Below are 20746 nucleotides of genomic sequence, written 5' to 3' on the forward strand. Positions count from 1 at the left end.
GGAATTCAAGGTGCTATAATTCCCTGAAGAAATAATTAAAATTTGTTCTAAAGCAACGACTATTACCATTAAGGTACAAAGTATTTTTTCAACTGTGTAACTATAGGGTAAAATATTTTTTGTTAGCTTTGGACAATGATATAGAAATAATCCGAATATAAAAAGACTTACAAACTGTTCACTAGAAAAAAGAAAAATTTTAAACATAGAGCATTCTCTCCTATAATAAATTAATATGTACCTATATAAATATATTCATCCTCTGTCAATTTAATATATAAAAAATTTAATAAAGTTAAGATTTTATATAGAAAATTTAAAGAGATAAAAGTTTTTAAATTTCGTAGTCATAGTGGCCATATTAGAATCGTGTCAAAAAATAAAAATATTTTTATTTATTAAAGTTTTTGGGAATAATAATAACAAATATTAGAACTAATTAACAGTTTTTGTAAGTATTTGACAATAGAGAGGGTGTAACAAATGGGAATAATAGAATCAGCATCAAAGTTAGCTGAGATAGTTCATTTATTAGCAATTGAAAAAGGGATAACAGATATAGAAGCATGGGATGAAGCGATAGAAGAATATAGTAAAATTTATGAAAATAAGAGAGAACAATATAGAAGTTAAAAATAAAATTTTGCTGACAAAAAACTCATTATACTGGATAAAATTTAATTGTTTATGAAAATATCAAATAATATATACAAATAAAATAAAAAATGGTATCTCAATTACAATTTAAAAAATCATTTTGAGATACCATTTAATAGCAAATTTACATAGAAATTAAACATTTCAGACTTTAAATTTATTTTAATAAATATTTAGAGATAGAATGTTTACTTATCTATGTTTTTTATGTAGCCTCTTTTTTCTAGTTTTTTTATATGTTCTTTGCGTATTTCATCAAGATTAATACCATATTGTTCTTCTAGTTTAAACATCATAGTTACACATGTTTGAGCCACGTCCATCAATTCTTTAGCAGTTTTCTTTATAATATCAACTTCATCTAAGTCATTATTTTCTCCACTTAGATTTCTGAATTTGCCTATACATTCAGCTAGTTCGCCTTGCTCTTCACCCATTTTGATAAATGTAGATTCCAGTGTTGGGTCTAAATTATTAAGTTCTGGTAAAGATATAGTTTTTAGTTTCATAAAAAGCTCCTTTCAAATTATATATTTATACTAAAATACTATAACAAAAATAATAATAAAAAGAAACTTTAAATTCAACATAAAAACTCATATATATAATAAAAATATTGAAATAAATCTATATTTGTCTTAATACAGCTTCATATAGGACTTCTCCAATAGGTCTATTAATTACAAGAGATGCAGATTTATCATAAACTGTGTTTGCCTTATTAATAAGAGCAATATATTTACCTTTGTAATAATCTATAAAACTAGCTGCTGGATATACAGCCAATGATGTACCTCCTATAATCAGTAAATCAGCATTACTTATAGCAGAAATTGTCTTAGTAATAACATCACCATCAAGAGCTTCTTCATAAAGCACTACATCAGGTTTTACTATAGAGCCACAATCATCACAATGAGGAATATTACCTCCTAGATTTAGCATAGCTTCTAAATCAAAAAATTTACCACAGTTAGTACAGTAATTTCTATGTACAGAACCATGAAGTTCTAAAACATTCTTACTTCCAGCCATTTGATGAAGTCCATCAATATTTTGAGTTATAACAGCTTTAAGTTTCCCCATTTCTTCTAGCTTTGCCAAAGCTATATGGGCATTATTAGGTCTTGCATTAGGATATATCAGTTTATCTTTGTAGAATTCAAAGAACTCTTCTGGATATTTAACAAAAAAAGTATGTGAAACTAATTGCTCAGCAGTAAATTGTTTATTGAGTTTTTGACTAAAAAGTCCAGTAGAGCTTCTGAAATCTGGTATATTAGATTCAGTTGAAACACCTGCTCCACCAAAAAATACTATATTATTATGATTAGATATTAAGTCTTTTAGGTTATTTGCATCCATAGTTTACACCTCCAAAATTATTATATATAGATTGTACTACATATTATAAAGTTTATGTTACTTTATTAGATTCTGAGTATCTTCTTAATGTTTTACAAATCAATTTAAAGAGTAGGCATAAATAAAATTATATGAGCTAAAAGAGTTTATATTTTTCAATATATAAATAGATAAATTAAAATCAGAAATGAAAATAAAGAAAGTATAAATAAAATGTATACATAATATAAATAGACAATATTTACTAAAATCATAAGTTGTCGTATAATTATATTAAAATTGTTTTAGTGTTAAAAGAAGGGCGGGGGAAGTAAGTGAAGAAAAAAGCAGCTTTAGCAACATTAGCTGTATTGCCATTAACTATGGTAAATGCACATGCTGATGGAGAAATAGGTATAGTGACTATAAATTATTTAAATGTAAGAAATGAACCAACTGCCGAAAGTAGTATATCTTTTGTTGCTAAAAAAGATGATAAAGTTTTAATAAAAGACTCTTCTAATGGATGGTATAAAATAAAAGCTGAATCTGGACAAGAAGGTTGGGCTTCATCAAAATATATAGCAAAATCTAATGGTGACTTTTTAAGAACATCTACAAATAAAGAAAAACAGGTTACCTCAAATAGTTTAAATATGAGAAATGGAGCAGGAACAAGCTATAGAGTTATAACTGTATTAAAAAAGGGACAAAAAGTAGAAGTAATATCAGAAAGCAATGGCTGGTCAAAAATCAAATATGATGGAAGACTAGGTTATGTATCGAGTTCTTATCTAGGAGATGTATCAAGTTCAACTAATAAATCAAAAACTAAGCAGGTAAATACAACTTCACTAAATGTAAGAAGTGGTCCAAATACAAGCTATGGTGTATTAGGTAAGTTACAAAAAGGAAGTAAGGTAGAAGTAATATCAGAATCTAATGGATGGTCAAAAATAAAGTATAATGGAAAAGATGGATATGTATCTAGTATGTATTTATCAGATGCAGGTCAGAGTGATACAAATAATTCTAGCCAAGATACTGATAAAAAAAATACTAATAAATTTGTAAATACAGCCTCTTTAAATGTAAGAAGTGGTCCAGGCTCTACATATAGTAAATTAGGAAAAGTCTATAAGGGAAGCAAAGTAACTGTGATGTCAGAAAGTAGTGGGTGGGCTAAAATTAATTTTAACAATAAAGAAGCATTTGTTGTGGGGAATTATCTAGCTGATTCGACAGATACATCAGATGATAATACAAATAATAATAACTCAAATAACAATTCCAATAATAATGGAAATAATGATTCTACAACGTCAGGACAAGTAAATGGTATGGCAAATATAAGTGGAGCTAAGATTGATTACAAATCTTTAAACTATACACTAGCTTCTCATGTAAGTAAACAAGTTGAGAAAGCAACAGCAGGAGGGAATGTAATAGCTCCAGGTAATAGAAAAAGTACCCCAAGTCCTGAATTTAGTACATTTTCAGCACAAAGAACAAGTTCATTTGTAAATGCTAGTTCAAGTGACATAGAATATTATTTAAATCCTAAAAACTTTACAAATACTACAAAAGGTATGATGCAATTCTTAAAAATTAATAGCTATAGAAGTGGTATATCAGAGTCAAGCTTAAATTCATACCTTAATGGATTATCTTCTAGTGTATTTAAGAATCAAGGAGCTGCATTTATAAACGCTGCTAAGAAGTATAATATAGATGTAGTATATCTAGTATCTCATGCTATGTGGGAAACTGCTTATGGTAAATCTACACTTGCACAAGGTCAGACATTGACTTCTTATAAAGGCCAAGCTCTTAGCAAGCCAGTTAAAGTGTATAATTTTTTTGGAATAGGAGCAATAGATAAAAGTGCCAATGTTTCAGGAGCAGAGGCAGCATATTCTAATGGATGGACTAGTATTGAAGCTACGATAGATGGTTCTGCAAAATGGATATCTCAAAACTATGTAAATAGTTCTAAGTACAATCAAAATACTATTTACAAGATGAAGTGGAATTATGATTATACATGGCACCAATATGCAACTGATGTAAATTGGGCTAATGGAATTTCTGGAATTATGGAAAATTTAATTGGCCTTTATGGTGGTGGAAGTAGTTTAGTCTTTGAGGTACCACAATATAAGTAATACATAAGTAAAAAATATAGACTATGGGTAGTTTTTCATTTTGTTTAAATTATCTGTAGTCTTTTTGTATATAATTTACAAGATATAAATCTTAATATTAGCAAAATTTTTATGCTATAATATTAATTCTAAGTAAATATAAGTGAGTAATAGATAGAAATAGAGAAAAAGTGGTAATAATATATATATAATGTTAGGAAAGGAGGATATAAATGGAAAGTGTTAAGGAATATTTAGATAAATTAGAAATTAATAACAGCGGTCTTGGAAAGCAACTTAAAGAAGTTTACATAAGTAGAGTAGTTTATTTTAAAGAAAATAAAATTGTTTATTTTTACCTGACATCTAAAGATATTGTTTCACATGAACTTTTAGATAAATTTAGAGAAGAATTGATGTATAAGCTTGATTATTTTAAAGATATAAAGATGAAAATAAGATTTACTGGGTTTGAAAGAAAATCTAACAAAGATGTTATAAAAAAATATTGGAATAATATCTTGTATATATTAAAGTACCTGTGTCCATCCATTGCAGGATGGTATAAGCAAGTTGAATTTCTTTGTTTAGATGAAGAATTAAAAATAAAACTCCCAAAGGGTATATTTTATGAGAGATTAATAAAAAAAAATGTAGTTCATGTACTTAAAACTGTTCTTAGTGAAGAATTGGGATTGGATTTAGATATAACTATTGAAAAAGCTGTTGATGAAAAGGTAAATGTAGAAAGACTTATAAGAATAAATGATAGAGAAATGGAAGAAAAAATTAGAGCATTGGAAATTGGACAAATTAATAAGTGTGAAGAAAATGAAGAAGAAGGCTATGTTATTAAATCAGAAGTTGACGAAAATTTAGTCTATGGAGATAATGCAAATGCTATGATTGAAAATATATCTAGCTTAAATGCCTCTTCTGGAACAGTTGCAGTTGTTGGAGATATATTTGATGTTGAGACTAAAGAACTTAAAAATGGAAAAATACTTATGATAGCATCAATTACAGATTATACTAGTTCAATAAGTTGTAAGCTATTTTTAACAGATACCAATAAAGATGGAGTACTTGAAAATGTTAAAAAAGGAGCTTATTTAAAACTTAAAGGTGACATAGTTTATGATACATATCAAAGAGAAATTAGTATGATGATTAGTGGAATTAGACAAGAAGCTAGACCAGAGAGAAAAGATACTTCAGAAGAAAAAAGGGTGGAGCTTCATGCACATACTCAGATGTCTTCTATGGATGCTATTTGTTCTGTTAAAAAACTTGTAGAACGTGCAGCAAAATGGGGACATCCAGCGGTTGCTATAACAGACCATGGTGTTGTACAGGGATTCCCAGATGCTATGAATGCTGGTAAGGCAAACAACATAAAAATACTTTATGGAGTAGAAGGGTATTTAGTTGAAGATGATTCTCTTATTATAGAAGATGCAAATGATAAAGAACTTTCTCAGACGTTTGTTGTATTTGATATAGAGACTACTGGATTTTCTAATACAAATGATAAAATAACTGAAATTGGTGCTGTAAAAATAGAAAATTTTAAAATTGTAGATAGATTTAGTGAATTAATAAATCCTGAAAAAGATATTTCGTATAAGATACAAGAATTAACAGGAATAACTAATGAATTGATTAAAGATAAGCCAACTATTGAAGAAGTTCTTCCAAGATTTATGGAGTTTGTTGGAGATAGTGTACTAGTTGCACATAATGCGGAGTTTGATACTGGATTTATATCACAAAAGTGTAGAGAACAGGGGATAATGTATAATCACAAAAAAGTAGATACACTTATGTTAGCCAGAGTAATGCTTCCAAAGTTAAAAAGACATAGATTAAATGTTGTTGCTAAAGAGCTTGGCATACCTCTTTTAAACCACCATAGAGCAGTTGATGATGCGGAAGCAACTGCACTTATATTTAATAAATTTTTACAGATGCTTACAGAAAAAGGTGCCAAAACTTTAAGTGATGTGAATAATATTCTTGGAAAAATCGATTATACAAAGCTTAGTACAAATCATATAACTTTGATAGCAAAAAATTCTATAGGTATAAAAAACTTATATAAAATAATTTCAGATGCACATGTAAATCATTTTTTTAGAGCCCCAAGAATCCTTAGAAGTATTTTAAATGAGTATAAGGAAGGTCTCATAATTGGTTCTGCTTGTGAAGCAGGGGTTGTTTTTCAAGCTGTAAAGAAAAATGTATCTGATGAAGAAATGAAAAAAATAATAGATTTATATGATTATATAGAAGTAATGCCTATAGATAACAATAGGTTTATGATTGATAAAGGAGAAGTAAAGGATGAAGAAGAGCTGAGAGAATTAAATAGAAAATTAATTGATACAGCTAAGAGGTTTAATAAAATTCCAGTAGCTACTGGAGATGTGCATTTTTTAGATAAACATGAGGCTGTTTTAAGAAAAGTTCTAAAGTATTCTCAAGGATTTAAGGTAGATGAAGAAGAGACTTATTTACATTTTAGGACAACAGATGAAATGTTGGAGGAGTTTAGTTATCTTGGAGAAGAATTAGCATATGAAGTTGTGGTTGAAAATAGTAATTTGATTGCTGATATGGTTGAAAATATAAAACCTATACCAGATGATACATATCCACCAATTATAGAAGGTTCAGATGTAGAATTAAGGGAAATGTGCTATGAAAAAGCTAAACGGATTTATGGAGAGCCAATACCAGAAATAGTTCAAAAAAGATTGGATAGAGAATTAAATTCAATAATAAGTAATGGATATGCAGTTATGTATATTATAGCTCAAAAACTAGTTGCAAAATCTCTTTCAGATGGGTATTTGGTTGGTTCAAGAGGTTCTGTTGGTTCATCATTTGCAGCTACTATGAGTGATATAACAGAAGTTAATCCTCTACCAGCTCACTATATTTGTGAAAATGAAGATTGTAAATATTCCTTTTTTTATGAAATAGGTGAATGGGGGTCAGGTGTTGACTTGCCAGATAAGGATTGTCCAAAATGTGGAAGAAAACTTGCTAAAAATGGTCATGACATTCCGTTTGAGGTTTTCTTAGGTTTTGAAGGAGATAAAGAACCAGATATAGACCTAAATTTCTCAGGAAATTATCAGCCAACAATCCACAAATACACCGAAGAATTATTTGGAGAGGGATATGTATATAGAGCAGGAACTATAGGTACAGTAGCAGAAAAAACAGCTTTTGGATATGCAAGAAAATATGTAGAAGAAAATAATATAAGTGTACCAAATGCGGAGGTTCTTAGACTTTCAAATGGGTGTACTGGCGTAAAAAGAACCTCAGGACAGCATCCTGGTGGAGTTATGGTTATACCAGACTATAAAGATGTATATGATTTTACACCTATACAATATCCAGCAAATGATACTTCTTGTGGCGTTATAACTACTCACTTTGATTATCATTCAATAAGTGGTAGGATACTTAAACTTGATATACTTGGACACGACGGTCCTACTATCATAAGAATGCTTGAAGATATTACTGGAATAAATATAACTGAAATTCCTCTAGATGATGAAGAGACTATGTCTTTATTTACATCTACAGAAGCGTTAGGAGTTACACCAGAAGAGATAAATTGTCCTATAGGATGTCTTGCTGTACCTGAATTTGGAACTAAGTTTGTACGACAAATGCTCCTTGATACAAAACCTACTACGTTTGCAGAGCTCGTACGTATATCTGGTCTTTCTCATGGTACAGATGTTTGGGTAAATAACGCACAAGATTTAGTTAGAGAAGGTATAGTGGGATTAAAAGATGTTATATCTACACGAGATGACATAATGAACTACTTAATATTTAAAGGCTTACCTCCTAAGATGAGTTTTACAATAATGGAGAGTGTAAGAAAAGGGAAAGGTTTAAAACCAGAACATATTGAAGAAATGAAGAAAAATAATGTTCCAGAATGGTATATAGGTTCGTGTAAAAAGATTAAATATATGTTCCCTAAAGCACATGCTGTTGCTTATGTTATGACCTCATTTAGAATTGCATATTGTAAAGTACATTACCCAGAAGCCTTTTATGCAACTTACTTTACTACAAAGGTGGAAGATTTTGATGCAGATTTAATTGTTAAAGGTTTGGATACTATAAAATCAAAAATAAATGAGATTGAAGCATTGGGAAATGATGCAACTACAAAGGAAAAAGGTATGTTGACCGTATTAGAAGTTGCACTTGAAATGTATGCAAGGGGGATAAGGCTGTTACCAGTTGATATATATAAATCGGATGCAAGTGACTTTATAGTTGTTGGAGAAAAAACATTACTTCCACCAATGGCAGCAATACAAGGTCTTGGAGGAAATGCAGCTTTAAATATTCAAAATGAAAGAAAAAATGGTGAGTTTATATCAAAAGAAGATTTAAGAAAGAGAGCAAAAGTATCAAAAACAGTAATAGAAACACTTACTAATCATGGCTCACTTGAAAATATGAGTGATGAAAACCAATTGTCACTGTTTTAGGTTAGTTCAAAAAGTTGCAAATAAAAGAATTTTATGATATCATAGTATAGAAAATAGTATACTTTGCAGAAACTAAGAGTGAGACAGCTGTTCTCACTCTTTTATTTTAAATATATTATTAAGAACTAGTTTAAATTTATTAAATACATTTAATTTAAAAATTATTTAATAAATTTAAAATAGTCATTTACAATTGAATAGGAGGTAATTTAATGAAAAAAGATTTAGAAGTAGCAATTGAAGAAATTGTAACTAAAATAACGGATGAACATGGATTTGAAATGGTTGATGTTGAATATGTAAAAGAAGCGGGAGAATACTACTTAAGAGTATACATAGATAAAGAAGAAGGAATATCTTTAAACGAATGTGAATTAGTTAGTAGAGAACTAAGCCCAATATTAGACGAAAAAGACCCTATAAAAGAGAATTATTTCTTAGAAGTATCTTCTCCAGGGCTTGATAAAGCACTAAAAAAAGACAGAGATTTTGCTAGATACCAAGGTAGAGATGTAGATTTAAAATTATATAAACCATTAAATGGATGTAAACAATTTGAAGGTGAACTTGTAGGATTAACAGAAGACAATAATATAAAAATCATTATAAATGGTGAAGAAATGGAATTTAATAGAAAAGATGTTGCTATTGTTAGATTAGCAATAAAGTTTTAGTGGTATATTAAATAGGGAGGAAATAAAAAATGAATCATGAATTTATGGAAGCACTAAATGAATTAGTAGTTGATAGAGGTATAGATAAAGAAATACTTATAGATACTATAGAGCAAGCTCTTTTAACTGCATACAAAAAAAACTTTGGTTCAGCACAAAATGTTAGAGTTGAGTTTGATAGAGACAAAGGCGATATAAAGGTGTTTTCTCAAAGAGTAGTTGTCGATGAATCAGACTTGTATGATACTTTCTTAGAAATAGAGTTAGCAGATGCTAGAGAAATAAACCCTAATTATGAACTGGGTGATATTATAGAGCATGAAGTTACACCTAAAAACTTTGGGAGAATTGCAGCTCAGACAGCAAAACAAGTAGTTGTTCAAAGAATAAGAGAAGCTGAGAGAGAAATAGTGTATAATGAATTTATAGAAAAAGAAAATGAAATAGTTACAGGAGAGGTTGCTAGAGCAAATAAAAATATTGTTTATGTAAATCTTGGAAGAATAGAAGGGATAATGACTCAAAGTGAACAAATCCCATTTGAAAATTATAAAGCAGGTCAAAAAATAAAATTCTATATACTTGAAGTTAAAAAGACTAACAAAGGACCTCAAATAGTTGTATCAAGAAGTCATCCAGGTCTAGTAAAGAGATTATTTGAAGAAGAAGTTCCTGAAATATATGAGGGTATAGTTCAAATAAAATCAGTAGCAAGAGAAGCTGGGTCAAGAACTAAAATGGCAGTAAGATCTATAGATGAAAAAATAGACCCAATTGGAGCTTGTGTAGGTCCAAAAGGACTTAGAGTAAAAAATATAGTGGATGAACTTGGTGATGAAAAAATAGATATAATAAAATATAGTGAAAATCCAGCAGAGTTTATATCAGCAGCACTTAGCCCATCAAAAGTTGTTAAAGTAGATATAAATGAAGATGAAAAATCTGCCTTAGTTATTGTTCCAGATTATCAGCTATCACTTGCTATAGGTAAAGAAGGCCAAAATGCAAGACTTGCAGCAAAATTGACAAACTGGAAGATAGATATTAAGAGCGAATCTCAAGCAGAACAAGAAATGATAAATCTTGAAAATTCCAAAGAAATAGAAGATGAGGGTATTAAAGCTGAATTTATCAATCAAGATGAGTTAGATATCTCAGATGATAATTTCAAAGAAGAAGAGTAAGGAGGGATGGCTTTGAAAAAAGTAAAAAAAGTGCCTCAAAGAAAATGCATAGCGTGTCAAGATAGAGACTCTAAAAAAGAGCTTATAAGAATAGTTAAAAATAAAGAAGGAAAAATATTTTTAGACCCAACAGGAAGAGCTAATGGAAGAGGAGCATATGTGTGCAAAAGCTCTGAATGTCTAAAAAAAGCTATAAAAAGCAAAGCATTAAATAAAGCTTTTAAAATTGATGTTCCTGATGAAGTCTATGATAATCTACTTATGGAGTTAGAAGAATATGAAAAATAATAAAGAAAAGATACACTCGTTCTTAGGACTCGCAACTCGTGCAGGGAAAATAGTGTCTGGTGATGATTCAACTTTGCTTGACTTAAAAAAAGGAAAAGTAAAATTAATTTTAATTGCAGAAGATGCATCAAATAACACAAAAAAACTTTTTAAAGATAAATCAACTTTTAGAAATATTCCATATCTATTTTTTTCAACAAAAGATGAAATAGGATTTGCAATAGGAAAATCTCCAAGAGCAGTCGTAGGAATAAAAGATGAAAATTTTGCTAAAAAGATAATTGAACTAATAGAAATTTAAAATAAAATAGGGGGTGATCTTGTGTCAAAAACAAGAGTATACCAAATAGCAGAAAAATTAAATATATCAAATGAAGAGCTTATAAATAAGTTAGCTGAATTAGATATTAATGTAACTGACAAAGATTCAGTATTAGAAGGTGAAGCGTTAGAATTAGCACTTGAAGTGTTAAGTGAAGATTCATCTCAAGAAAATGGAAATATTATAGAAATAGATGGACAGTTGACAGTACAAGTATTGGCAACTAAATTAGATAAATCTCCATCAGAAATAATTATGAAGCTTATGAAAATGGGAACTATGGCAACAATAAATCAAGAGATAAATTTTGAGATTGCTGCTTTAGCTGCCAAAGACTATGGATTTGAATTAACAGTAGCAGAAAGTGATGATACAGAAGCTTTAGAAATAGAAGCTTTAATGGAAATTGAAGAAGATAATGAAGAGGATTTAAAACCTAGACCACCAGTTGTTACAGTTATGGGACATGTTGACCATGGTAAAACATCTTTACTAGATGCAATAAGAAAAACTGATGTAATTTCAGGTGAAGCTGGAGGAATAACTCAGCATATAGGTGCTTCAGAAGTTAAAATTAATGGACAAAAAATAGTCTTTTTAGATACACCAGGGCATGAGGCTTTCACATCAATGAGAGCAAGAGGAGCACAAGTTACAGATATAGCAATATTAGTTGTTGCAGCAGATGATGGTATAATGCCTCAAACAGTAGAAGCAATAAACCATGTTAAAGCAGCAGGAGTACCTTTAATAGTTGCTATAAATAAAATAGATAAACCAGGTGCAAACCCAGATAAAGTTAAACAAGAATTAGCAGACCAGGGATTATTAGTTGAAGACTGGGGTGGAGAAGTAATAGCAGTTCCAGTATCAGCTAAGAAAAAAGAAGGAATAGATACACTTTTAGAAATGGTATTGTTGGTTGCTGAAATAGAAGAATTAAGAGCCAATCCAAATAAAAGAGCAGTAGGAACTGTTATAGAAGCTGAGCTTGATAAGGGAAGAGGTCCAGTTGCAACAGTACTTGTTCAGGGTGGTACTCTAACAGTAGGTGATCCAATTGTTGCAGGTGTTGCATGTGGTAAAGTTAGAGCAATGATAAATGCAAAAGGAAAAAGAGTAAAAACAGCAGGTCCATCTACAGCAGTGGAAATATTAGGGCTATCAGAAGTTCCACAAGGTGGAGACCAATTTGTTGAGGTTCCAACAGATAAAATTGCTAGAAGTGTAGCAGCAAGAAGACAACAATTATTTAGAGATGAGATGTTAAAATCAACTCAAAGATTATCACTAGATGCTTTATTTAGTCAAATGAGTGAAGGTGCTATAAAAGACCTTAACATAGTTATAAAAGCAGATGTACAAGGTTCAGTACAAGCAGTTAAACAATCTTTAGAAAAATTATCAAATGAAGAAGTACAGGTTAAAGTAATACATGGAGGTGTTGGAGCTGTAACAGAATCAGATATATTACTTGCAGCAGCCTCTAATGCAATAATAATAGGATTCAATGTAAGACCAGTTCCAGGTGCAGAATCTCTAGGAGAAAAGGAAAATGTTGATATAAGAACATATACTATAATATACAAGGCTATAGAAGATATACAAGCTGCTATGACTGGTATGTTAGACCCTGAATATGTTGATGAAGAAACAGGAAAAGCTGAAATAAGAGAAATATATAAAATATCTGGTATTGGAACAGTAGCTGGATGTTATGTAACTAATGGTAAAATATTTAGAAACTGTAAAATAAGATTAGTTAGAGATAGTATAATAATACATGAAGGTGAACTGGCAGCACTTAAGAGATTTAAAGATGATGTAAAAGAAGTTAATTCTGGATACGAATGTGGTATGAGTTTTGTAAATTATAATGACATAAAAGAAGGCGACATAGTAGAAGCTTATATAACTAAAGAAGTAGAAAGAAAATTATAAATTCGTATCAAAGAAAATCAGTTAGTAAAGAAGGTCGATGGTATGGCATCATATAATAGAACAAGAAGAATTGCAGAAGAAATAAGAAAAGTAGTAAGCACTATGCTTATAAATGGAGTAAAAGACCCTAGAATAACATCTTTGGTAAGTGTAACTGATGTAGAAGTTACAAATGACCTAAGATATGCTTATGTATATGTAAGTATTCTAGGTGGAGATGAAGAATCCACATTAGCAGGACTTAAGAGTGCTGGAGGGTATATAAGAAGAGAAGTAGGAAAAAATATAAAGCTTAGATATATTCCTGAGATAATATTTAAACTTGATGATTCAATAGAAAAAGGAATGTATATGGATAGCCTTATAAAGAGAGTAAATGAAAAAAATACTCAAAAAAATGAGGATGAAAATTATGATGAATAATATTGATAGTATTATAAATTATATATATGAAGGTGACTATTTTATAGTTACCTCTCATATTAGTCCAGATGGAGATAATATTGGTTCCACACTTTCAATGTATTATACACTAAAAAATTTAGGGAAAAATGTATATTATGTACTTGATGATGAAGCTCCATTGAATTTAAAGTTTTTAGTTGAAGGTATAGAAATTTATAAGTCTCATGAATTTGATATAAATAAGTATTCTCTAATTGCACTTGACTGTGGAGATAAGATGAGAATATGTGTAAGTGATGAAATCAAAAATAATGCATCAAAAGTAATCTGTATTGACCATCATGCAAGTAATGATTCATATGGAGACTTAAACTATGTAGATATTGATGCATCTTCTACTTGTGAACTAGTGTATAATTTATTGGTTAGATTTCAAGAAATAAAAGACATTAAGATTATAAATAAAGACATAGCAACATGTTTATACACAGGTCTTGTAACTGATACCGGAAATTTTTCCTATTCAAATGTGCATGCAAGTAGTTTTGAAATGGCAAAGGATTTACTTATTTTGGGTGCAGAAAAAAATACTATAATACAAAATATATATCAAAGTAATTCTTCTGATTATTACAAATTATTAGGTGAAGCTTTGAAATCTTTGGAGATATTTGATTCAAAGGTATCTAGTATAATTTTAACTCAGGATATGATGAATAGGAATAACATGAGTTTCAATGATGTTGATGGTATAACAACATATACTAGAGATATAAAGGATATTGAAGTTGGAATTTTATTTAAAGAAAAAAAACAAGATGAAATTAAAGTGAGTTTTAGGTCAAAAAATTATGTTGATGTAAGTGAAATAGCTAAGGTATTTGGTGGCGGTGGTCACATAAGAGCTGCTGGATGCACTATCAAAGATAGTATTGATAATGCTAAAAAAATGGTATTAGAGGCAGTGTTAAAATCAATTTAAGGTGACAATAAAATGAATAAGATTATAAATATATTGAAGCCTACAGGTATGACGTCTCATGATGTTGTAAGTAGGGTAAGAAAGATTTTAAATATGAAAAAAGTTGGGCATACAGGTACTCTTGACCCAGATGCATCAGGTGTTTTACCAATATGTATAGGAAAAGCTACAAAAGTATGTGAACTTATTTTAAACAAAGATAAATCGTATATATGTGAACTTACTTTAGGTATAAGTACAGATACCTATGATTCATCTGGCGAAATTATAAAAAAAGTTGATGATTTTAAGTTAAGTAATGAAGATATAGAAAGAGCTTTTGATACGCAAAAAGGTGAAATAGATCAACTTCCTCCAATTTACTCAGCTTTAAAAGTAAATGGAAAGAGAATGTGTGATTTAGTAAGAAGTGGTAGAGGCTCTGAGATTACTTTAAAAACTAGAAGAATAAACATAAAAGATATAAAAATCCTTAGTATAAAAGGTAATAAAGTAATGTTTTATGTTGAATGTTCTAAAGGGACTTATGTGAGAAGCATTTGCCATGATATAGGAGAATATCTAGGGTGTGGAGGACATATGTCGTTTTTAAATAGAACATCTTCTGGCAAATTTAACTTGGAAAATTCGATAACGCTGGAAGAATTAGAATTATTTTATGCAAATGAAACTCTGGATAAACATTTATATGATATAGATTATGTATTGGATTCGTTTAATTATATTGTATTAAACCCTAATGCTATAAAATATTATAGTAATGGTGGTTCAATAGATGATAAGAGATTTTTAAAGAACAATCTCAGTAAAGATGATGAATTTGTAAGAGTATACAGTAAAGATAACTTCTTAGGATTAGGAAAATTATCAAAACATAATAATACAATAAGTGTTAAAAGTGATAAGATGTTTGTATAATCAATGTATTTGAAAAAACACCAAAAGAGATAGTACTATAATAACTTCTATAGTCTATCTCTTTTACTTATGCTATAATAGTTTGTGAATAAGTTAAGAGTAAATTATAATTTTAGCGGGGAAAATTTATTATGGTGATTATAAAATCTATAGCAGAAATAGCAAACATAAAAGAAAGTGTCATTACCATAGGGAATTTTGATGGCATACACAAAGGACATCAAGTTCTTATAAAAAAAGCAGTTGAATATGCAAAAAAAGAAAATATACAGAGTATTGTATTTACATTTGCAAATCATCCTGTAAACTACTTTAGACCAAACTCAACAAAAAATATTATAAGCAATGAGGACAAAATAAGATTATTGGAAGAATTGGGAATAGATATAGTTGTAATCATACCATTTGATGAGTATATGACCAAAATACCTGCAAAGGATTTTGTAGAGGAGATACTAGTAAAAAAATTAAAAGCTAAAAAAATAGTAATTGGACATGACTTTACGTTTGCTAGAGCGAAGGAAGGTAATGTCAATCTATTAAAAAGCTTAGAAGATGAATTTGGTTTTGAGGTGGAAGTAATAAAACCAATCAAAATAAATGATGTAAGAGTGAGTAGTACTTATATTAGAAGTTTAGTATCCCAAGGTGATATGACTAATGTCAAAGAGTATTTAGGTCGTAATTACAAGTTAGAAGGCTGTGTTATACATTCTAAACACCTTGGAAGAACTATTGGATTCCCAACAGCAAATATTGACCTTAAGAATAATATGCTCATTCCAAAGAGAGGTATCTATGCTTCTATTGTACATATTGGAGATGAGGTTTATTTTGGTGCTACAAATGTAGGTTACAACCCAACGGTTAATGGAAAATCTTTGTCTATTGAAACAAATATTTTAGAATTTGACAGAGATATTTATGGTGAAAATATAATTGTTGAATTTTTGGAAAGAATAAGGGATGAGAGAAAATTTAATTCAATAGATGACTTAAAAAATCAATTGTCTAATGACATAAACTATGTATATGAAAACTATGTTTGCAAAAACAGGTAATGTATGATAAAATGATTAAGGAAAATAACCATTACTCAGCTTTTGAATACTCCAATCAATGCTTAGTAATAGGCGTTTCTAAAAAAATACGGAGGTAATCTAAATGATAAACAAAACAGAAATAATCAAAGAATATGGAAGAGTTGAAGGAGATACTGGTTCTCCAGAAGTACAAATAGCTTTATTAACAGCTAGAATAAATGATCTAAATGGACATTTAAAAACTCATAAGAAAGACCACCATTCAAGAAGAGGACTATTAAAAATGGTTGGTAGAAGAAGAAACTTATTAGCTTACTTAAAAGAAAAAGATCTTGAAGGATATAGAGCATTAATAGCTAAATTAGGATTAAGAAAGTAATTTCATTCTTTATAAAAAAGCAGGTATAGTGTATACCTGCTTTTTTATAGTTAATTTATTATAGAGTAAAATAGTTAATAATAAAAGTAATTTATACATTATAAAAAATTATAAAATGAATAATATTGGGTAAGAATATAAGGTAATATATAAATACATAAGCAATTAAAAAGGAAAGACAAGATAAATATAGAAACTTTATACTATAATATTTAGTTAGAATAAGGAGGAAATTATTTTGAAAATAAAGTTAGTATGTGATAGTTTGTGCGATATTCCAGATGAAATATCAAAGAAAGATTATATAGAAATAGTTCCACTTACAGTTATTTTTAATGATAGAGAATACATAGAAGGAGTGGATATAGATAAAGAAGAGTTTTACAAGAAAGTAAAAGAAATAAAACAAATACCTAAGACTTCACAAGCTACATATATGGAGTTTAAAGAAGTATTTGATAAGTTTATAGAAGAGGGATATCATATAATCTGTTTAACAGGTGCATCAAATGCCTCAGGAACTTTTCAAAGTGCTGTAATAGCTAAGAATGATATGAATGAAAAAGAAAAAATACATATATTTGATACTCGAAACTTATCACTTGGTAGTGGGCAATATGTTATAAAAGCCTGTGAACTTGTTGAAGAAGGTTTGGGGTTTGAAGAAATAATAAATGAGTTAGAAAACATTCGTAGCAGTATAAGATTACTTTTTGCTCCATATACCCTTGATTTCTTAAAACAAAGTGGAAGGGTTCCAGTAGCAACTGCTTTAATAGGAAATATGTTGAATATAAAACCTATATTTTTCTTTGATAATGGGGAAGCTAAGTTGGTAAACAAGGTCAGAGGAGTAAAAAATATAGCAAGTAAACTAGTAGATATAATTTTAGAAATGAATGAAGGGTCTTTAGAAGGGAAAATAGTAACAATAGGCTGTGGAGATAATCTACATGATTGTGAAATATTAAAAGAAGAAGTAAATAAAAGAATAAAAGCAAGAAGAGTCTTGTTTACTAGAGGTGGAGTTTCTATTTGCTCTCATACAGGGCCAGATATATTAGCTATAAGTTGTTCTAATTAGCAGGAATATAAGCTTCTTGCATATATAGGCAAAGATAATTTTTATATTGTTAATTTATAGTATTTTTGATAATATAGTAAATAGAGTGATATACGTGTTTTTAATAAGAGGAGGACAAGCATTAATGTTTGAACATAAAATATTTAAAATGGATTTCGCAGGGAGAGAACTTTCTGTAGAAATAGGAAAAATTTGTGAAATGACTAACGGTAGCTGTATAGTTAGATACAGCGACAGTATGGTAATGGTAAATACAACTAAGTCAGCTAAGCCTAGAGACGGAATAGACTTTTTCCCTTTAAGTGTAGATTATGAAGAAAAATTATACTCTGTAGGTAAAATACCTGGAGGTTTTTTAAAGAGAGAAGGTAAGCCTTCAGAAAAAGCGATACTTACATCAAGATTGATAGATAGACCAATAAGACCATTATTTCCAAAAGGATTTAGAAATGATGTTCAGGTAGTTGCAACAGTTTTATCAGTAGATCAAGATTGCACACCAGATATAGTAGCAATGATAGGTTCATCTATAGCACTTTCTATATCAGATATACCATTTAATGGTCCAACAGGTTCAGTATGTGTTGGTCTTGTAGATGGTGCATTTGTTGTAAATCCAAATGCAGAGCAAAGAGAGAAAAGTTCAATGCATCTAGTTGTTTCAGGTACAAAAGAAGCAATAATGATGGTTGAAGCTGGAGCAGATGAAGTTCCAGATGATATAATGCTTGATGCTATTTTATTCGCTCATCAAGAAATAAAAAAAGTGGTTGAATTTATAGATGGTATAGTTGCAGAAGTTGGAAAAGAAAAAATTGTTGTTGAATTATACCATGCAGGAGAAGAAATAACTCAATTGGTTCGTGAATTTGCAACTGCTAAGATGAAGGACGCAGTTCAAACTTTTGAAAAACTAGAAAGAATGGAAAAGATGGATAGAGTTAAAGAAGAAACTCTAGCTCATTTTGAAGAAACTATTGAAAATTTTGAAGAACTTATTGGTGATATAGAGGAAGTATTACAAGATATAATAAAAGAAGAAGTAAGAAAACTTATAGTGCATGAAAATGTAAGACCAGATAATAGAAAATTAGAAGAAATCAGACCTATATGGTGTGAAACTGGTATGATACCTAGAGCTCATGGTTCAGCTATATTTACTAGAGGACAAACTCAAGTACTTAATGTAGCTACTTTAGGTGCTTTAGGAGATGTTCAAAAGTTAGATGGATTAGATGAAGAAGAAAACAAGAGATATATGCATCACTACAATTTCCCATCATATAGTGTTGGAGAAGCTAGACCATCAAGAGGTCCAGGTAGAAGAGAAATAGGGCATGGTGCTTTAGCTGAGAGAGCTTTACTACCAGTGATACCATCTCAAGAAGACTTCCCTTATGCTATTAGATTAGTTTCTGAAGTATTGAGTTCAAATGGTTCTACATCTCAAGCGAGTGTATGTGGCTCAACATTATCTCTGCTTGATGCAGGTGTACCTATAAGAGACATGGTTGCAGGTATAGCAATGGGACTTATAAAGCATGATGGTAAAGTAGCAGTGCTTTCAGATATACAAGGTATGGAAGACCACTTAGGAGACATGGACTTTAAAGTGGCTGGAACAGAGCATGGTATAACTGCGATACAAATGGATATAAAAATAGATGGTATAGATAAAGAAGTTCTACAACGTGCTTTAAAACAAGCTAAGGAAGGTAGAATCCATATACTAGGAGAAATGAGAAAAACTATATCTCAACCAAAACCAGAGCTTTCACCATATGCACCTAAGATTGTTAAAATGCAAATAAATCCTGACAAAATAAAAGATGTAATAGGACCTGGTGGAAAAATAATAACTAAGATAATAGATGAAACTGGAGTTAAGATAGATATTGAACAAACTGGAGAAGTATTCATATCAGGTATTGAAATTGATATGATTAATAGAGCTCAAGAACTTATAAATAATATAGTTATTGAACCAGAAGTAGGAAAAACTTATAAAGGTAAAGTAAGTAGAATAATGAATTTTGGAGCATTTATTGAAATACTTCCAGGAAAAGAAGGATTACTTCATATATCTCATATAGCTCATGAAAGAGTTGCTAAGGTTGAAGATGTATTAAATATAGGAGATGAAGTTGAAGTTAAAGTTACAGAAATAGATGAAAAAGGAAGAGTTAACTTATCCAGAAAAGTTCTTTTACCAAAACCAGAGCATAAAAATAAATAATATATTAAATAATTAAAGGCAAAATCCTAGGGTTTTGCTTTTTTTTATTGCTAATATGATAATGACTATTAAATATCGTGTTAATATTGATTTTATTTACAACATATGGTAAATTACTAATAGTATTAGCAATTAAGGAGGTGATAATGTGGACTATATGAAATTAGCACTTGAACTTGGAAAGGTTAAGACGTTGATGGTAAAAATACCGCATAAAGATAAAATTGCAGATATACAAAGTGGTGAAAAATTTGTATTGGGTTATTTATCTAAAAATAATAAAAAAGTAAATCCAAAAGAAATAAGTAGTACTATGAATGTTAGTACTGCTAGAATGTCTGCTATTCTTAATCAATTAGAATCAAAGGAAATGATTGAACGCTGTGTTGACCCACAAAATGGTAGACAGACACTAGTTCAATTAATGGCTAAGGGAATACAACAGCAGAAAATAAATGAAAAAGAATTTTTAGAGTATACAGTTGAATTTTTAAAAGCACTAGGTCCAGAAGATGCTATTGCTTACATACGTATTCAAAAAAAGATTATAAAGTTTTTTGAAGATAAAAAATAGAGATATTTCTTAAGTGTTGCTAATAAAAACAGAAAGAAG

Annotated in this window: 18 protein-coding genes; 16 read left to right on the forward strand and 2 right to left on the reverse strand. The window is 29.6% G+C overall.

The window, feature by feature from the left end:
• The first annotated feature begins 483 nt into the window (after positions 1–483).
• A complete protein-coding gene (locus IC218_RS01180; protein ID WP_227434212.1) occupies positions 484–633 on the forward strand; it encodes a hypothetical protein in 150 nt (49 codons plus the stop codon).
• A gap of 212 nt (positions 634–845) precedes the next feature.
• On the opposite strand, the gene IC218_RS01185 is transcribed toward IC218_RS01180, so the two are convergent.
• Both IC218_RS01185 and IC218_RS01190 read right to left on the reverse strand, forming a co-directional pair.
• Complete coding sequence (locus tag IC218_RS01185; RefSeq protein WP_009905401.1) at positions 846–1166, reverse strand: MazG-like family protein; 321 nt, start codon at positions 1164–1166, stop codon at positions 846–848.
• Between the two features lie 118 nt (positions 1167–1284).
• On the reverse strand, positions 1285–2022 hold the full coding sequence (locus IC218_RS01190; RefSeq protein WP_227823660.1) for an NAD-dependent protein deacylase: 738 nt from the start codon (positions 2020–2022) through the stop codon (positions 1285–1287).
• A 314-nt stretch (positions 2023–2336) separates the two neighbouring features.
• Between IC218_RS01190 and IC218_RS01195 the strand changes: the two genes are divergently transcribed.
• From IC218_RS01195 to IC218_RS01265, 15 genes are all read left to right on the forward strand, one after another.
• Positions 2337–4166, forward strand: coding sequence for an SH3 domain-containing protein (locus IC218_RS01195; protein WP_227482247.1), 1830 nt, complete (start codon positions 2337–2339; stop codon positions 4164–4166).
• A 212-nt stretch (positions 4167–4378) separates the two neighbouring features.
• A complete protein-coding gene (locus tag IC218_RS01200) occupies positions 4379–8677 on the forward strand; it encodes a PolC-type DNA polymerase III (RefSeq protein WP_227823661.1) in 4299 nt (1432 codons plus the stop codon).
• Between the two features lie 212 nt (positions 8678–8889).
• Positions 8890–9351: a ribosome maturation factor RimP gene (gene rimP / locus IC218_RS01205; RefSeq protein ID WP_227434216.1), complete on the forward strand. Its 462-nt coding sequence runs from the start codon at positions 8890–8892 to the stop codon at positions 9349–9351.
• A 29-nt stretch (positions 9352–9380) separates the two neighbouring features.
• Positions 9381–10535, forward strand: coding sequence for a transcription termination factor NusA (gene nusA / locus IC218_RS01210; RefSeq protein ID WP_227434217.1), 1155 nt, complete (start codon positions 9381–9383; stop codon positions 10533–10535).
• 6 nt (positions 10536–10541) lie between these two features.
• Positions 10542–10823: an RNase P modulator RnpM gene (gene rnpM, locus IC218_RS01215; protein ID WP_227434218.1), complete on the forward strand. Its 282-nt coding sequence runs from the start codon at positions 10542–10544 to the stop codon at positions 10821–10823.
• Positions 10813–11124, forward strand: a complete 312-nt coding sequence (locus IC218_RS01220) for a L7Ae/L30e/S12e/Gadd45 family ribosomal protein (protein WP_227434219.1) — start codon at positions 10813–10815, stop codon at positions 11122–11124. The genes rnpM and IC218_RS01220 overlap by 11 nt, the downstream gene beginning before the upstream one ends.
• Positions 11125–11145: 21 nt before the next feature.
• Positions 11146–13086: a translation initiation factor IF-2 gene (gene infB, locus IC218_RS01225; RefSeq protein WP_227434220.1), complete on the forward strand. Its 1941-nt coding sequence runs from the start codon at positions 11146–11148 to the stop codon at positions 13084–13086.
• Positions 13087–13128: 42 nt separating this feature from the next.
• Entirely contained in the window at positions 13129–13509 is a 381-nt protein-coding gene (gene rbfA / locus IC218_RS01230) for a 30S ribosome-binding factor RbfA (protein ID WP_227434221.1), read from the forward strand.
• Entirely contained in the window at positions 13490–14473 is a 984-nt protein-coding gene (locus IC218_RS01235) for a DHH family phosphoesterase (protein WP_227482249.1), read from the forward strand. The genes rbfA and IC218_RS01235 overlap by 20 nt, the downstream gene beginning before the upstream one ends.
• Before the next feature lie 12 nt (positions 14474–14485).
• Positions 14486–15391, forward strand: coding sequence for a tRNA pseudouridine(55) synthase TruB (truB, locus tag IC218_RS01240; RefSeq protein ID WP_227434223.1), 906 nt, complete (start codon positions 14486–14488; stop codon positions 15389–15391).
• A 131-nt stretch (positions 15392–15522) separates the two neighbouring features.
• On the forward strand, positions 15523–16452 hold the full coding sequence (locus IC218_RS01245) for a bifunctional riboflavin kinase/FAD synthetase (RefSeq protein WP_227434224.1): 930 nt from the start codon (positions 15523–15525) through the stop codon (positions 16450–16452).
• 103 nt (positions 16453–16555) lie between these two features.
• On the forward strand, positions 16556–16813 hold the full coding sequence (gene rpsO, locus IC218_RS01250; RefSeq protein ID WP_227434225.1) for a 30S ribosomal protein S15: 258 nt from the start codon (positions 16556–16558) through the stop codon (positions 16811–16813).
• A 238-nt stretch (positions 16814–17051) separates the two neighbouring features.
• A complete protein-coding gene (locus IC218_RS01255; protein ID WP_227434226.1) occupies positions 17052–17897 on the forward strand; it encodes a DegV family protein in 846 nt (281 codons plus the stop codon).
• A gap of 124 nt (positions 17898–18021) precedes the next feature.
• Positions 18022–20133 carry a polyribonucleotide nucleotidyltransferase gene (gene pnp, locus IC218_RS01260; RefSeq protein WP_227823662.1) on the forward strand — a complete coding sequence of 704 codons (2112 nt, stop codon included), beginning with the start codon at positions 18022–18024 and terminating at the stop codon, positions 20131–20133.
• Between the two features lie 157 nt (positions 20134–20290).
• On the forward strand, positions 20291–20707 hold the full coding sequence (locus tag IC218_RS01265; RefSeq protein WP_227482444.1) for a MarR family transcriptional regulator: 417 nt from the start codon (positions 20291–20293) through the stop codon (positions 20705–20707).
• The last annotated feature ends 39 nt before the right edge of the window (positions 20708–20746 follow it).

The sequence above is a fragment of the Clostridioides sp. ES-S-0005-03 genome (assembly GCF_020658455.1).
In the GTDB taxonomy this organism is placed as follows: Bacteria; Bacillota; Clostridia; order Peptostreptococcales; family Peptostreptococcaceae; genus Clostridioides.

Bases quoted from the DNA above. Each gene is read 5' to 3' on its own strand.
- IC218_RS01180 (WP_227434212.1), top strand. From the start codon at position 484: ATGGGAATAATAGAATCAGCATCAAAGTTAGCTGAGATAGTTCATTTA.
- IC218_RS01185 (WP_009905401.1), bottom strand. From the start codon at position 1,166: ATGAAACTAAAAACTATATCTTTACCAGAACTTAATAATTTAGACCCA.
- IC218_RS01190 (WP_227823660.1), bottom strand. From the start codon at position 2,022: ATGGATGCAAATAACCTAAAAGACTTAATATCTAATCATAATAATATA.
- IC218_RS01200 (WP_227823661.1), top strand. From the start codon at position 4,379: ATGGAAAGTGTTAAGGAATATTTAGATAAATTAGAAATTAATAACAGC.
- rimP (WP_227434216.1), top strand. From the start codon at position 8,890: ATGAAAAAAGATTTAGAAGTAGCAATTGAAGAAATTGTAACTAAAATA.
- nusA (WP_227434217.1), top strand. From the start codon at position 9,381: ATGAATCATGAATTTATGGAAGCACTAAATGAATTAGTAGTTGATAGA.
- rnpM (WP_227434218.1), top strand. From the start codon at position 10,542: ATGGCTTTGAAAAAAGTAAAAAAAGTGCCTCAAAGAAAATGCATAGCG.
- IC218_RS01220 (WP_227434219.1), top strand. From the start codon at position 10,813: ATGAAAAATAATAAAGAAAAGATACACTCGTTCTTAGGACTCGCAACT.
- rbfA (WP_227434221.1), top strand. From the start codon at position 13,129: ATGGCATCATATAATAGAACAAGAAGAATTGCAGAAGAAATAAGAAAA.
- IC218_RS01235 (WP_227482249.1), top strand. From the start codon at position 13,490: ATGAAAATTATGATGAATAATATTGATAGTATTATAAATTATATATAT.
- truB (WP_227434223.1), top strand. From the start codon at position 14,486: ATGAATAAGATTATAAATATATTGAAGCCTACAGGTATGACGTCTCAT.
- IC218_RS01245 (WP_227434224.1), top strand. From the start codon at position 15,523: ATGGTGATTATAAAATCTATAGCAGAAATAGCAAACATAAAAGAAAGT.
- rpsO (WP_227434225.1), top strand. From the start codon at position 16,556: ATGATAAACAAAACAGAAATAATCAAAGAATATGGAAGAGTTGAAGGA.
- pnp (WP_227823662.1), top strand. From the start codon at position 18,022: ATGTTTGAACATAAAATATTTAAAATGGATTTCGCAGGGAGAGAACTT.
- IC218_RS01265 (WP_227482444.1), top strand. From the start codon at position 20,291: ATGAAATTAGCACTTGAACTTGGAAAGGTTAAGACGTTGATGGTAAAA.